The following is a 14,003-nucleotide window of genomic DNA, read 5'->3' as shown; positions in this document are numbered from 1 at the left end:
TTGTTGAATGTTGTTGAATGTTGCAGGACCAATTAATGAGTTTTCAGATAAATTTACCTGCATTGCGTATTCTCCTCCTGTGCAGCCTCATGGCCCTGGCCCAGCAGGCTTTTGCCGTTTGTTCGCGCGTCATCAGCGTGCCTGTTGCCGCCACTGGGCGCAGTGTCTTGATCAATGGCGACAATATTGAAGGTATCTATCCCGACATCCTGCGTAGCCTTGGTGACGCTTGCAAATTCACCCTGACTGCCGTGCCCAGGGCCAGGCTGGAGTTGTTATTTGAAACAGGGCGGGCTGACTTGCTGATCCCCGCCAGCCGCACTGCAAAACGGGATGAGCATGGCATCTTCATCCCCTTGGTATATAACCGTGCCACCCTGATTTCCATGGAAAGCAATCGCCCTGTGATTGTCTCCATGCAGGATTTGCTGGATAAAAAAGATTTGAAAGTCGCCCTGGTGCGCGGCTTTGACTATGGCCCGGCCTATCAGGACATTATCAAGGAACTGGGCAAACAAGGCCGCCTGTATTTTGATGCCGATCCACTCTCGATCGCACGCCTGCTCAAGGCGGGCATATCTGACTTGACCATTATGGCTCCATCGATACTTGCCGGTGCCATCATGGATGATGCGCGTGTACAAGACATGCTGGACAAGCTGCGCTACGAACCTCTGCCCGAATTAGCCTGGGGAGACAGTGGTGTCTATATTTCAAAAAAATCCCTCAGCAATGAAGACAGGGCGGCTCTCAAGGAAATGCTGGAACAAGTCGCCAAATCAGGCGTGGTCTGGAAAAGCTTTCAGCGCTATTATCCGGCGCATGTCTTGAAAGAAAGCATACGTCCACGTTGAGCGGGTTTACTAAAAAACTATAACGCAATCGCGGTCTCGAACTTACTACGCAAGATAGAAAAAAAACTGCGCACATTACGCACATTCGCATGCGTCGCAAACAGCCTGTGCGCCAGCGCATGATAAGCCGCCATGTCGGCCACCTGTATCACCAGCACAAAATCCGGTCCTTGCGACACCCGGTAACATTGTTGCACCGCCCCTTCCTGCGCCACCAGTTGTTCAAATTCCACCAGTTTCTCAGTCGCCTGATGATCCAGCGTGATTTCGACTATGGCGGTCAAGCCTGCCCCCAGCTTGCTGGCATCCAGCAACGCCACCTGGCGGCTGATGATGCCTTCATCCGTCAGCCGCTTCACGCGGCGCAGACAGGTCGGTGCAGACGCATGCACCCGCAAGGCCAGTTCATGATTGGTCAGCGAGGCATCTTTTTGCAATTGCTGCAAAATGCGTTTATCGAGTTCGTCTAGCTCATTGATAGTAAGCATATGATTGATAATTCCAAATTTTCTTATATATTGAAATAATAGTTCAAATAGAAAATCGATGTTCTATAAATTTCAATAATAGATTAATTTTGAAAGAAAATGTCAAGCCATCTGCTTTAGCATGAACACATATTCATTCTTTATCAGAGGTCACCATGTGCGGTATCGTCGGCGCAGTTGCTCAACGCAATATCACCCCCGTCTTGCTGGAAGGCTTGAAGCGGCTAGAATACCGTGGCTATGACTCATGCGGCGTCGCCCTGCATGTAGATGGCCATCTGCAACGCTCACGCAGCACATCCCGCGTGGCAGACCTGCAGGCGCAGATAGACCAGTCCGGCCTTGCTGGCTACACCGGCATCGCCCACACCCGCTGGGCCACGCATGGCGCACCGTCTTCATCCAATGCCCACCCGCATTTCTCGCGCGAGCGCATCGCCCTCGTGCACAACGGCATCATAGAAAACCATGAAGAACTGCGCGCAGAACTGACGCAAGCTGGTTATGTCTTTGAAAGCCAGACCGACACCGAAGTCATCGCCCACCTCATAGACCACCTCTACAGCGGTGATTTGTTCGAGACCGTGCAAATCGCCATCAAGCGCCTGACAGGCGCATTTGCGATTGCCGTATTCTGCCGCGATGAACCTCACCGCGTCGTCGGCGCACGCCAGGGTTCCCCATTGATCGTCGGCGTTGGCCAGGGTGAAAATTTCCTCGCATCAGATGCCATGGCACTCGCAGGCACTACAGACCAGATCATCTATCTCGAAGAAGGTGACGTCGTCGACCTGCAATTGCAAAAAGTATGGATAGTTGATAGCGAAGGCAAGTCAGTCCAGCGCGAAGTAAAAACCGTGCATGCCCACAGCGGCGCAGCAGAGCTGGGCCCTTACCGCCACTACATGCAAAAAGAAATCTTCGAGCAGCCACGCGCCATTGCCGATACGCTAGAAGGCGTCATCAGCATCATGCCCGAACTGTTTGGTGACGGTGCCTACAAAGTCTTCAAGCAGATAGACTCAGTCCTGATACTCGCCTGCGGCACCAGCTATTACGCTGGCCTGACTGCTAAATACTGGATAGAAGCCATCGCCAAAATCCCTGTCAATGTAGAAATCGCCAGCGAATACCGCTACCGCGAAAGCGTGCCCAACCCCAATTCACTGGTTGTCACTATATCGCAAAGTGGCGAGACAGCAGACACCCTGGCCGCGCTGAAGCATGCACGCAGCCTGGGTATGCTGCACACACTCACAGTCTGCAATGTCGCCACCAGCGCGATGGTGCGTGAATGCGCCCTGTCATACATCACCCATGCCGGGGTAGAAGTGGGCGTCGCCTCCACCAAGGCATTCACGACACAACTGGCAGCACTGTTCCTGCTGGCCCTGTCCCTCGCACAAAGCAAAGGCCGACTCAGCGAAACTGATGAAGCAGAACACATACGCGCCCTGCGCCACCTGCCCGTCGCCATCAGCGCCGTGCTGGCACTGGAACCACAAATCATCTCCTGGGCAGAAGAATTCGCCCGCAAGGAAAATGCACTCTTCCTCGGTCGCGGCCTGCACTACCCCATCGCCCTCGAAGGCGCATTAAAACTCAAAGAGATTTCCTACATCCACGCCGAAGCCTACCCGGCAGGTGAACTCAAACACGGCCCCCTGGCCCTGGTCACCAAAGAAATGCCCGTCGTCACCGTCGCCCCCAACGACACCCTGATAGAAAAACTCAAGTCCAACATGCAGGAAGTCCGCGCCCGCGGCGGCGAACTCTACGTCTTCGCAGACGCCGACTCCCGCATCACCTCCAGCGAAGGTGTACACGTCATCCGCCTGCCAGAGCACTACGGCCAGTTGTCACCCATATTGCACGTGGTGCCACTGCAATTGCTGGCCTACCACACTGCACTGGCAAGAGGGACGGATGTTGACAAGCCACGTAACCTGGCAAAAAGTGTCACGGTTGAATAGGGCATGAGATTGCGTTTGACTAGAACAAATAAAGTTGGTCGGAAGCGAAAATATTCCCTGTAATAAAAGTCTGGGGCATTAATAACCGCGGTCAGCGGATATTAATGCCCGGCTACGGGCCTCCAGCCTGAAACTGTTACAGGTAGCGCGTTTTGCATGGGTGCTTCCGACGCAGGCCAATTGCGGCCCGCTGGCTTGGTTGGAAGATCGTAGGCTGTCACGACAGGAAACGAGCTGGCTCCTAAAGCTCAGTCAGTTAAGCAATGAGTTGCTTAACTGTCCGCCCGGAAGTGTTCAGAATTCGCCTATCCTGTCTTGGTATGACCTATGCAAGCGGACGCGTGCGGTGGCCACTAGTCCAAGTCTCGCTTGAAAAACTGGTATCGAATTTAGCGTGCTTGCCGGCACTCAATCACGAGGCAGCCACCCATCTTCTGCGGACTCAGTTTCTGCGAATCTTGTCTGGTAGTGGTATGACTCATCCACTGCGTTACCTGATCTGGATCTCGACCTGGTTCGATGATTTGTCTCATTTCAAAACTGAGTATGACAAATTGGCTGGTTATATTAATCATTGTGAAGATGAATTGACTGTTCCAAACAAGCCAATGCGCGGACCAACAAGCGAGCAAGTGGAGATTATTGCGATGTTAGAGGCATACGCCAAGGCAGGGTATGCGACATGCTTGTCAATACAAGCACCATCAATTTTACGAACAAAGGCATTTAGAGATTTGTTGGCAACCTCAGGCATGTACCGACTTAGCCAACTGCTTGGGAAACGCTCACGTATCAGATCGCTTACCACAGGACGCTTTCCTGCCACTTAGAGATTTCGCCAGCGATGGCCTTTTTAACGTCAGCTACAGTCACTTTATTGGGCTCGCTTGGGTATTTCTGATAATCGAAGCCGACTAGGCAGATACCACAGTACTCGACGCTGTTGAATGCCGAATCATCCGGATCCAAGTATCTTTTTAGCGCAGCTTCCAGTCCAGGGTCGTTGAATGAGAGCTCCGTTCGTTGCTGGCAGCCCTTCCGACCAACTTTAATTGTATTTGTACTCTCTTGTAAATCAAAGACTTAGTATTTCAGTCCGCGACCAACTTTATTAGTTGTAGTCAGCAACCAGAGTATTGAGTCAGAGGGCTCAAAATTTTTGCCAATAGATTTTTTTTGTCCAAGCATTTTCCCATTTCAATACATAAAAGTATGTATGAGATGCACTATTTTTTTACTTGCCTGCACTGACTAGTGGAAAATACGCAACAGGAAAAGCTATACAAGTTAATTTAGATGGAGAATTGAAAAGCGAAGTATAGCGCAACCAAGTATAAAGTTTTCACACACACGTCAACGGCGCCGTCATGAGTCCGCTGGAGCTGAAAGTTAGGCGATATCACGATGTGCCCTTTGATTGTCTTTGAGATAGAAGGCCGCTAGAATTAATGCAGGAACTGCAGCGACAGCTATTCCTGCTGCGGCAGGGCCTGGGTGCGTGGGACTCAGCCACGGATATGTAACCAATGCCCAGACGCCAAAAGCGACTACGATGGCCATTCCCAGGATAAGGAATACCACTGTCCAGCGAGGCAGAATCACAAGGGTGTCCTCATGCCTGAAGCGAACTACAGTCGCAAACCACAACGCGGCAAGCGGCGGACCGAAAAAGAGCAGCAAGACCGCTTGCGTAAGAATTACGGTCAGGTTAACCCAGTTCGAATACATGAACAAAAGTAGCGAATAAAGTACGGTCACCACGAGCAGATACAACATACCAACTACGGCACCGGTCCTTCCAAAGCTAGACAATGAGGGGCGCGTGAACATTCAGGTCTAAAATAAAATAGGCGTCAAATTCGACGCTAAAACTTGGTTCTCCATGATGGACACAACCGATTTGATCAAGTCCGCACCAAGTATTTTGCCATACCTAATCGAATTGATCATCCTATTTTGATGGCGCACAACTTAATCTATTAGCAAAATTTGCACATGCGATCAGATTGACTGACGAGATAAGGGGTAACATCAGGGCAAGCCCCCTACCAACCCAGGTTGAAGTGGCGTTATCGTGATGGTGGGAATTATTGAGCTGCTTGCCAGGGATGGGGGAGTAATTCGTTGATGTATCGGAATGGCTGTAACGGGAGTTTTTCAAGTTCGTCATTGATGTAGGAGTAAATGGTGGTAACGTATAACGGGAATCTTTATAGGCTCTTTGCTAGCTGAATTGACCCTGTCAGTTTGATCCACCTTCCACTTCCTGGCGAAGGCGGCCACCCGGTCATACGACCCTACAAATCCCAGTTTTTTCAGATCGAGATGAAGCGAGGCAATTTCCAGTGCAAATCAACAACTTCAACCTCAGCTGTCTGTTCTCACCTCGTTTCAATCTTTGCATGGGGCGACATGAAATTTTTCTTGGTGACTCAATTTAAGCGATCGAATTCTGCTGACGCTACTTCCGAATGAAACGCTTTACAGCCTGTCGTGCCTCTCCAGCCAAATTTGGGCACACGCTTATATCCTTCTAGGTCGCCAGGCCCGGGCAGCGATTGGGTCGGCGGCATTCATCCCGCCGGTGCCGGTTTCCCCCCCGATTTGCGGGCATTTGTCGCATGGGTGAAAACACGCGCACCCGAGCCGTTAGAATAGCGGGCAAGTTCTACACGAGGAATTTAATGAGTTCTCCCCCATTTCTGCCATTCAACGAGCCTCCCGTACCGGAAGTCGAGCACGACCGCCGCTTGGTGCGCCGCTACCTGCTGCAGTCGGCGCTGCGCTTCAATGCCGGTTCGCTGTTGTTCCTGTCGCTGGCGATCGCGTTGCTGCCGATCTGGTTGAACTTCGGTCCGGCTGCGCCGGGAGAAGTAGATCACCGCAAGCTGACTCCGTACATTGTCGGCGGCGTTGCGCTGGCGGTGATGGCCTGGCTCGCGCTGATTTCGAGCGGGATCGCCCGCAGCTTTATTGCCCGGCTGGGCGAGGAGGGCAAGGCGCTGTGTACGGAGGCGATGGCTTCTTCGGTGACGCGTCGTATAGATGCGCCGTTCAATACCTATACTACCTTCGACCTGTGTACCGAGTCCTTGTCGGGGCTGGCACTCGGCACTGCACTCGGCTACTCCGGCCCGCCGGCGTTCGTCCACGACCCTTTCAAGGGCCGGATCGTGCTGGGCCGCTGGCGCCCGTTGGTGCTGGGGCGCCATGTCGAGGTGAGGGTATCGTCCGATTTGGGCCCCAGCTGCCGCATCGAGCTGCGCTGCCGCCCGGGCCTGGCTTGGTTCGCGATCCAGCAGGGTGAGTCGCTGAAGACAGCCGAGATGGTGTCTGCTCAACTGCGCCAGCACCTCACGCGCCATGCAAACGCACTGGACGCGGCTCGGCGTGAGCGCGAGCTGGAACGCACCTCGCTGCAGGCGCGCCTGTCAGCCTTGCAGGCCCAAGTCGAGCCGCACTTCCTGTTCAATACCCTGGCAAATCTAAAGTACCTGATCCGTACCGACCAGCAGGCCGCGCAGGACATGCTCGACCACCTGGTCGGCTATCTGCAGAACGCGATGCCGGATATGCGCTCAGTGTCCTCGACCCTGGGGCGAGAAATGGATCTTGTTAACGACTACCTGGCGGTGATGCGCATCCGCATGGGCGCGCGCCTGCGCTTCGCAGTCGAAGTGGCAGAGGAATTGCGCAGCCTGCCGTTCCCGCCGGCGATGCTGATCTCGCTTGTGGAAAACGCCGTCAAACACGGTTTGGAGCGGGCCAGCCGACCGGGCCTGATCACCATCAGCGCAAGGCATGAGAGCGACGGGAAGGACGAGCTGCTGAGCGTGTCTGTGGTCGACGACGGCGTTGGTTTGACCGAACAAGCCGGACAAGGCACGGGGCTGGCAAATATCGCAGAGCGCTTGCTGCTGCTATACGGGCGCAAGGCCAGCCTTTTCGTGGAGCCGGGCGACGGACAAGGAGTACGTGCATTGTTGACCGTGCCTATTGTTGGGAGCCACGCATGATGCCACGCGCCCTGATCGTCGAAGACGAGCCTCTGCTGCGGGCGGAGCTGATGGACCAGCTGCGTGTCTTGTGGCCCGAACTACAAATTGCCGGCCAAGTCGAAAACGGCATCGAAGCGGTGGCAAGTATCGATGCGCTGAAACCGGACATCGTATTTTTGGACATACAGATGCCCGGCCTCAACGGCATGGAGGTGGCGCGCCATATTCCCGAGTCGTGCCAAGTCGTGTTCGTTACGGCGCATGCGGAATATGCCTTGGCCGCTTTCGATGCCGGCGCGTCCGACTATCTGGTCAAGCCGTTGACGACCGCACGCCTGCTGCAGACGATCCGCCGTCTGAAGTCGCGCACGACCGCAAGCCCGCCACCGACCGTGTGGAAACAGCTTTTTGAACAGGAGAGTGCACCGGTGTACCTCAAGTGGATTAAGGCTTCGAGTGGCAATTCGGTGCGGCTGGTGATGGTGAGCGAAGTACTGTACTTCCAGTCGAACGAAAAGTACACGCGGGTGGTGACGGTGGACGGCGATTCGCTGATTCGCTTGCCTCTCAAGTCCCTGCTCGAGCAACTGGACCCGCAGCTGTTCGCGCAAATCCACCGCAGCGCCATCGTCAATCTTCAGGCCATTGACCGGATCGAACGCAGTGAATACGGGGCGCGCGGCGGCGCTGGGCTGGAGGTAATCCTGAAAGGCCGGACCGAGCGCTTGACCGTTAGTGAGGGGTTTACCAAGCAGTTCCGCCAGATGTAGCACAGCTGTTGAACCCCGTCTGTTGAACGGCCACCCTCGTGCCGACGGCGCGTTTTTTGGTTCAGTTTGCAATTAATCGTTTCCATATATTGATCTGAAAGGAAGATAATGAAAAAGAAATGGATGGTCACACTGTCTTTGTTATTGCTGACCGTGACAGGGGTAATCGCCAGCCCGTCGCCGACAGGGGAGGTCGATAGTGCGACCCGGTTGGAGGTCATCGATACGCTGATTGCCAAGCTGAATGCCAACTACGTTTTTCCAGACAAAGCCCAACAAGCCGAGGTCGTCTTGCGCCAGCACCAGCGCGAGGGCAAGTACGATGGGATCACGGACGGTAAACAGCTGGCCAAACAGCTGTTGGATGATATTGAGGGTGTTGTCCACGACAAGCATATGGCGGTATATGTCAGCACCCGCCCGGTGCCGCCCGATGATGCAATGCCGCCGCCACCCCAGACTCGGGCGGAGTGGGAAAAACAGGTGCCGCCTGCCGCTCTTGAAAAGATTCTCGCATCAAACCTTGGCGTGGAAAAGGCTGATCACCTTAGCCCCAATATTGGCTACCTGCAGATTTCCTCTTTCGGGCCAGTTTTCCTCGTATCCGACAAGTTCGCCGCAGTGATGAATGAACTCGCTGACACCGATGGCCTCATCATTGATCTGCGCAACAACGGCGGTGGCGGGGGAGACTCAGTGGCGCTACTGATCAGCTATCTGGTTGACGAGCGCACCCGCCTCAACGACACCTGGGAACGTGCAACCGGCATCACCACGCAGTATTGGACACAGGATAAGCTTGACGGCAAACGCTATGGTGGCAAGAAGCCGGTCCTCATCCTGGCAGGCCCCAACACGAAGTCCGCCGCCGAATCATTCGCGTACCAAATGCAGGCATTGAAACGCGCCACGGTGATCGGCGAACGCACTTGGGGCGGCGCTAACGCTTCGCGCCCATATCGTCTCAGCGAGTATTTTGCTGCCTTTATACCAAGTAGACGCTCGATCAGCCCAATCACCCATACAAACTGGGAGGGCGTGGGCGTCATTCCGGATGTTGCGGCAAAGGTGGACGATGCACTCGCGGCGGCCAAAGATCTGATGCAGCGACAACTTAATGGCGGCGCACCACCTGTTGCTAAGGATCACTAAAACCTGATATCAACATGCTGCGTGCAAAGTTCATGTTTGTCACGATGAGGTCGAAACACCCCAACGCAGTCTTTAAGGTGGTGAAATGCTTCACCTTGACAGTAAGAGCTTCACCCTGTGTCCGTTATTGACAGTACACCTCAATATTATCTGGGTACAAAAATCACACAATAAAGGCCGTACTAACGCCCTTCCGGGTTGTGCAGTTTCTCGGCCCATTTCTGTGCTGCTGTGTCAGCCGTGGCGCGGTGTTCGGGCGTCACGCGCGGGGTCAGCTCGGCGCGCGCGGTGCGGTCAGTGGCGCAGCCAGCGTCGGTGACGCGCATGCCATATGGAAGTTTCAGCACGCAATCGTAGGCATACGCACCGGCCGCGTCGGCATATGCCTCGTCGATCCGCTCGGGCAGCGCCGCCGCGTAGCGCACCACGGTTTGCGCCGACAGGCTCTTATACCCGGGGTCGAAAACGCCGGCCTGATGGGTGTAGCGCACGGCGTCGTTCAGGGTCTTCAAGGCGGCTGGCTGGAGCTCGATATTCGGGATGCCGGCTGACCTGGTTGTCACCGAAGGGCCCTCTTTCTCGGCCCCGGCAGCACCACCGGACATGGTGATTGTCACACGCGAGCTGCTACGGCCAGTCAGCTTTTCTTCGTGGCACGTTAGTCGCCTGACCGCGTCCGCGGCGCGACTTCGAATGGCCTGGTGTTCGCCGGCATTGGCACGGCGCTCGTTGTCGCTGATCCACTTCTTGTATGCCTGAGCAGACTGAGTTCCGATCAGCACATCGCAATCACTCAAATCGAGGGTGGCGGCCTGCACACTGCCAGCCATTGCGCATAAACCCAGCGCGTACATGGCGACGCGCAAGGCGCGCCTGCTCTCAATCAGTAAATTCTGCTTCATCTTTGGCTCCTGTGTAGAGTGATAAAAGTAATGTGTCAGCATCGTGCGCCTATTCCTTGCTCGCTTTTTCATACGTCAAGGGGCGTCCATTGCGCGTCCACACCAGTGCGCCATCGCGCACAGTCATGCTCAGATTGAAGTCTTCGAACACCGCTGGACGCGCAGCCAAGTCAAAGCTGAAGTTGCTCTCCCCGATAGACCCGCCCGGCACTTCATAGACATAGGGGCGACCGCGGTTGAGTTCTGGATGGTAGAACACGATCTGGCGCACTGGCCCCACGTGAGCAGTGTGCCAGCCCGTGCTATCTGTGTACCCGTGCAGCATGACAGGGGCGTCACCCAACACCGTCACATCCACCTTGGCGACGTTGCGCTCGCGCGAACGGACCTGGATCGACAGTTGTCCGGCTTGGGGCACTAACGTCGACGGCGCGAGCGAGGGTGTCAACGGCGCACCGGGCGACCCGGCGGGGTCGCTGCGAAACACGAGCTGACCTTGATTGACCTGCCATCTGCCACGCGCCATCTGATCCGTCGCGCCATACGCGAGCGAATAATTGAAGCGGCCGTCGGCGCGCAGCACGATTTCGGAGCCGACCTCGGTGACCCCCTTCAAGTAATAGTGCCCGGGCAGTTTCTTTTGCAGCGCCAGGTCAGTGCCGACGGCCTTCGGCAACGGCGCCAGTGCTGCTGCGGTGCGCACCGGCGGAGCGCGCCAGCCGGCTGTTTCCAGAACCGCAATCAAGTCGTCGCTCTCGTTTTGACGCAAATTGGCCCAGCTGGCTGCGCTCAAGCTGGTCTCCCTGGAGCCGATTTGCTTCAGACGTTGCTTCAAGCGTTCGGCGATCCAGCCGCGCAGCGGCCGTTCGTTACGCTCACTCAGGTAGTTGATCAGGCGCTCGGCCATGTCACGGCAAGGCGTAGTTTCGGCCATCAAGCCCTGGGCGCGCAGCAAAGCCCAATACTGATCTGATGTGTCGAGCACGGTCTGGGCCAGCATGCGCGTGGCAGGCAGGCACACCTCGTTCAGCCGCAGTTGGCCATTTCCGGTTACCAGCTTGAGTATAGCGACATTGTTTGCCGCGACTGCGCGGTCGAGCACACCACTGCCGTTCTTGTCGCGATAGCTGGTATCGAAGCGCCCGCCTTTGTCGAGCAGCGCCTTGAGCATGTCGGTGTTGCCGCGCGTGATGGCCAGTTCCACCGGGCTGGGCATGTCTTCGAAGTGCAGGTTCACGTCGAAACCCAGTTCCAGCATGCGCCGCACCAGGTCGATCCGCTTGCGGTCGATTGCTGCCAGCAAGGCCACCACATCCGCGGCCGCGCGCGTCTGTCCGGCCGCTAAACTCAGCATGCCATGCTCGAGCAGGAAGCCGGCCAGCTCACTATCGGGCGAGTCGAGCGCGCTGCGCACCGCCTGGGCGCTGAGCCCCTGGGCGGTGAAACCCGCGGCCACCAGCACACGCACGCGGCGTGCGCCCTGCTCTGTGTCGGCGGACAACACGGCCTCTTCCAGCGCCGCCGGCGCGATGCTGCTGAGCGACGCTTTGTTCCCCCGGGCTATATGCTCCAGCAACAGCGGCAACATATTGGCATCACCCTCTTTCGCCGTCAGCACCTGGGTCAGCGGCGGCTTCTTGCCGGCCAGCGGATCGGCACCCAGGCTCAGCAGCAGCTTCACCATCGCCGCATCGCCAGAGCTCAGCGCCAGCGCTAGCGCGCTCTGATTATTCGGGCTGCCTACAGGTGCGCCCAGCGCCACCAGCTTGGCGACCCAGTCGAGACGATGGGCCCGCACCGCGTGGCCAAGCAGGGTGTCGCCGCTCATCTGCACCACGGGCGAGCGGATCGGATAATAGTCCGGTTGGCCGCTTTCCCACAGAGGGCCGGTCTGTGCCCAGTGCAAGTCCGGCACCAGCAACTGGCGCAATACCTGGTCGGACGATTCCTTGCTGTTGTACATCGCCAGCATGGCCGCGTCGACCCACCGGTCGCGCCCGGCTTCATCAAAGCGCGGCACACGGGTTTTCAACCAGCCGATTGCATCGGCATTGCCGGCCCGGGCGGCGTAAGCCAGCGGCGACACACCATCGTCGCCAGCATACGGGGTGGTACCGGTGGCGACCAGGGCGTCCAGCACAGCCGCCCCCGTCGTCAGCCCGAGCAGCGTGTTCCACACGAGGTAATCAGCCGAAGGCCGGTCGGGCGCGGCCTGGCCTTTCGCCTTTGCCTCGCGTGCCCTGCGCTGGTCTAGCAACAGATAGGGGCGTTGCGCCCCGGCTTTCAGCAAGGCGAGCATGATCTCGCTGCGTTGTTCTGGATCTATCATCTCGGGAAACTGCAGGCCATGCTCATGCTGTTTGAGCGCGTATTCGAGCGGCGCATAGATGCCGTTGCTACCGCCATATTGGCGCGGGTCCGCGCCCTTGGCCAGCAACATGCGCACCATCTCCGGCGAGCCAAACATGCTGGCCAGATGCAGCGCGGCGGCATTGCTGTTGAAGCAGCCTTCGTCAAAGCTGGCACCATGGCTCAGCGCCAGGGCCAGCATGCGCGTCTTGGCGGGCAACAACGCAAGGTGCTTGGCGCGTTGGCTCTGCCAGTGCGCCAGATCAGGCGTACTGTCGTGCACGCGCTGCCAGGCAGTTTCGTCGGCACGCAGGCTAAGGGCTGGCATCAGCAAGGTATGCAATAGCTTGCAATTTTCCACCATGTAGTCGTTGGGATTGACGACCCTTGCTATCAGATGCGTGAACGTGGCTTCATCGCCTTCGCTGGCGGCCGCAAACAGCTTGCGCACCTCGTCCGTTGGCGCTGCCTTACTGGTGCCGCTGCGCACATAGTGCACTTTGCGCTGTGCGCCGTATTGTGAAGTCTCCGGCAATGGCGTGCCCACTTTCCATTGTGTCAGCATGCCTTTCGCCTCGGCCAGTTGCTGATCGGTCAGCGCTGCTTCCCACTCCGCCATGCTACTGACGGCATTCGCGGCGCCGCCGCGAGCGGCCAGCGACAGACTCAGGTAGGCCAGCACAAAGTCTTCGGTCACGCCGTCGCCGTGTGCATAAGCTTTAGACAGACGGGACTGGGCTTCGGCGCTGCCACCCTGGGCCGCTTTGCGCAACCAGTGCGCGGCCAGCTCAAGATTAGTTTCGCGACCCGAGTCGTAGCTGCCATATAGCGTGCCCAGTTTGAGCGCGGCGGCCAGATCACCGCCCTCGGCGAGACGCAGATACCAGTCAATCGGCGAGCGTCGCCCGCTTTGCGAGGTGGCTGGAAGTGCAGTGCCCTGCTTCCAGTTGGCAGCCAGACTCTTCCCTTCCTCAATCTGGTCGGGCGACAATTTCTCGCTGAAGATAGGGAGATAGTTTTCTGTGTTATGACGCCCAAGCCAGTCACTGCGCTGTAGCGACAGCGTCATCATCGCGTAGGCCAATGTGAGATCGCGTGTCAGGCCCTCGCCATTTTCATACACGGTGCCAAGCGCCGACAGATCCGCGCCGCCGCCCTGTGCTGCCGCCTTCAGCAACCAGCGCACGGACTGTTCGGGATTGGGCGACTTCCCTAGCTTGTAAATAAAGACCAACTTCTTTTGCGCCTCCAAGTCGCCTTGTTGCGCCGCCATCAGGTACCAGGACAGCGCCTTAGTTTCATCAGCAGGTGTATCGCTGCAGTCGCGCCTCGCACGTTGATACAAATCCCCCAGCGCCTTCTGGGCCTTGACATTGCCGGCGCGCGCAGGCGCACTCAGCTCTTTGATGGCGACCTCGCAATGGCCGTCGCTGAGCGCGGTCATACCGGTGTCGACGTCGGCCGCCGCATGAGCGCTGATCATCAGACTGAGTACTGCTACTACTTGTTTTTTCATC

At 56.9% G+C, this 14,003-nt stretch carries 11 protein-coding genes; 6 read left to right on the top strand and 5 right to left on the bottom strand.

Going from position 1 to position 14,003, the window contains the following annotated elements; genetic code table 11:
* Window positions 1-35 precede the first annotated feature (35 nt).
* A complete protein-coding gene (locus tag ACO0LC_RS18045; RefSeq protein ID WP_423005564.1) occupies window positions 36-854 on the top strand; it encodes a substrate-binding periplasmic protein in 819 nt (272 codons plus the stop codon).
* Window positions 855-871: 17 nt separating this feature from the next.
* Here the strand turns inward: ACO0LC_RS18045 and ACO0LC_RS18040 are convergent, their stop codons facing one another.
* The gene (locus ACO0LC_RS18040) at window positions 872-1,342 is read right to left on the bottom strand and encodes an Lrp/AsnC family transcriptional regulator (protein WP_110254856.1); all 471 of its coding nucleotides are present in this window, start codon (window positions 1,340-1,342) and stop codon (window positions 872-874) included.
* A gap of 155 nt (window positions 1,343-1,497) precedes the next feature.
* Here ACO0LC_RS18040 and glmS point away from each other — a divergent pair, with 155 nt between their 5' ends.
* Window positions 1,498-3,315 carry a glutamine--fructose-6-phosphate transaminase (isomerizing) gene (gene glmS / locus ACO0LC_RS18035; RefSeq protein WP_423005562.1) on the top strand — a complete coding sequence of 606 codons (1,818 nt, stop codon included), beginning with the start codon at window positions 1,498-1,500 and terminating at the stop codon, window positions 3,313-3,315.
* 473 nt (window positions 3,316-3,788) lie between these two features.
* A complete protein-coding gene (locus ACO0LC_RS18030; protein WP_423005746.1) occupies window positions 3,789-4,145 on the top strand; it encodes a hypothetical protein in 357 nt (118 codons plus the stop codon).
* Here the strand turns inward: ACO0LC_RS18030 and ACO0LC_RS18025 are convergent.
* Both ACO0LC_RS18025 and ACO0LC_RS18020 read right to left on the bottom strand, forming a co-directional pair.
* Window positions 4,117-4,284, bottom strand: coding sequence for a hypothetical protein (locus tag ACO0LC_RS18025; RefSeq protein WP_423005560.1), 168 nt, complete (start codon window positions 4,282-4,284; stop codon window positions 4,117-4,119). The two genes, ACO0LC_RS18030 and ACO0LC_RS18025, sit on opposite strands and share 29 nt — an antisense overlap.
* 420 nt (window positions 4,285-4,704) lie before the next feature.
* Window positions 4,705-5,145 carry a hypothetical protein gene (locus ACO0LC_RS18020; protein ID WP_423005558.1) on the bottom strand — a complete coding sequence of 147 codons (441 nt, stop codon included), beginning with the start codon at window positions 5,143-5,145 and terminating at the stop codon, window positions 4,705-4,707.
* Between the two features lie 854 nt (window positions 5,146-5,999).
* On the opposite strand from ACO0LC_RS18020, the gene ACO0LC_RS18015 reads away from it, so the two are divergent.
* From ACO0LC_RS18015 to ACO0LC_RS18005, 3 genes are all read left to right on the top strand, one after another.
* Window positions 6,000-7,331 (top strand): sensor histidine kinase, encoded by a 1,332-nt coding sequence (locus ACO0LC_RS18015; protein ID WP_423005556.1) that lies wholly within the window; start codon window positions 6,000-6,002, stop codon window positions 7,329-7,331.
* The gene (locus ACO0LC_RS18010; protein ID WP_423005554.1) at window positions 7,328-8,083 is read left to right on the top strand and encodes a LytR/AlgR family response regulator transcription factor; all 756 of its coding nucleotides are present in this window, start codon (window positions 7,328-7,330) and stop codon (window positions 8,081-8,083) included. Before ACO0LC_RS18015 ends, ACO0LC_RS18010 begins: the two co-directional genes overlap by 4 nt.
* 108 nt (window positions 8,084-8,191) lie before the next feature.
* Window positions 8,192-9,235 (top strand): S41 family peptidase, encoded by a 1,044-nt coding sequence (locus tag ACO0LC_RS18005; protein WP_423005552.1) that lies wholly within the window; start codon window positions 8,192-8,194, stop codon window positions 9,233-9,235.
* A gap of 182 nt (window positions 9,236-9,417) precedes the next feature.
* Here the strand turns inward: ACO0LC_RS18005 and ACO0LC_RS18000 are convergent, their stop codons facing one another.
* Together ACO0LC_RS18000 and ACO0LC_RS17995 are read right to left on the bottom strand one after the other, a co-directional pair.
* The gene (locus ACO0LC_RS18000) at window positions 9,418-10,137 is read right to left on the bottom strand and encodes a hypothetical protein (RefSeq protein WP_423005550.1); all 720 of its coding nucleotides are present in this window, start codon (window positions 10,135-10,137) and stop codon (window positions 9,418-9,420) included.
* Window positions 10,138-10,186: 49 nt separating this feature from the next.
* Window positions 10,187-14,002, bottom strand: a complete 3,816-nt coding sequence (locus tag ACO0LC_RS17995; protein ID WP_423005548.1) for a hypothetical protein — start codon at window positions 14,000-14,002, stop codon at window positions 10,187-10,189.
* Window position 14,003: the final 1 nt, after the last annotated feature.

Source organism: Undibacterium sp. JH2W (assembly GCF_049340425.1).
Lineage (GTDB): Bacteria > Pseudomonadota > Gammaproteobacteria > Burkholderiales > Burkholderiaceae_D > Undibacterium.
This window is presented reverse-complemented; position numbering and strand designations above follow the sequence as displayed.

What these genes read in the sequence shown, in the direction of transcription:
- ACO0LC_RS18045 (WP_423005564.1), top strand. Translation starts at nt 36, where the DNA reads ATGAGTTTTCAGATAAATTTACCTGCATTGCGTATTCTCCTCCTGTGC.
- ACO0LC_RS18040 (WP_110254856.1), bottom strand. Translation starts at nt 1,342, where the DNA reads ATGCTTACTATCAATGAGCTAGACGAACTCGATAAACGCATTTTGCAG.
- glmS (WP_423005562.1), top strand. Translation starts at nt 1,498, where the DNA reads ATGTGCGGTATCGTCGGCGCAGTTGCTCAACGCAATATCACCCCCGTC.
- ACO0LC_RS18030 (WP_423005746.1), top strand. Translation starts at nt 3,789, where the DNA reads ATGACTCATCCACTGCGTTACCTGATCTGGATCTCGACCTGGTTCGAT.
- ACO0LC_RS18020 (WP_423005558.1), bottom strand. Translation starts at nt 5,145, where the DNA reads ATGTTCACGCGCCCCTCATTGTCTAGCTTTGGAAGGACCGGTGCCGTA.
- ACO0LC_RS18015 (WP_423005556.1), top strand. Translation starts at nt 6,000, where the DNA reads ATGAGTTCTCCCCCATTTCTGCCATTCAACGAGCCTCCCGTACCGGAA.
- ACO0LC_RS18010 (WP_423005554.1), top strand. Translation starts at nt 7,328, where the DNA reads ATGATGCCACGCGCCCTGATCGTCGAAGACGAGCCTCTGCTGCGGGCG.
- ACO0LC_RS18005 (WP_423005552.1), top strand. Translation starts at nt 8,192, where the DNA reads ATGAAAAAGAAATGGATGGTCACACTGTCTTTGTTATTGCTGACCGTG.
- ACO0LC_RS18000 (WP_423005550.1), bottom strand. Translation starts at nt 10,137, where the DNA reads ATGAAGCAGAATTTACTGATTGAGAGCAGGCGCGCCTTGCGCGTCGCC.
- ACO0LC_RS17995 (WP_423005548.1), bottom strand. Translation starts at nt 14,002, where the DNA reads ATGAAAAAACAAGTAGTAGCAGTACTCAGTCTGATGATCAGCGCTCAT.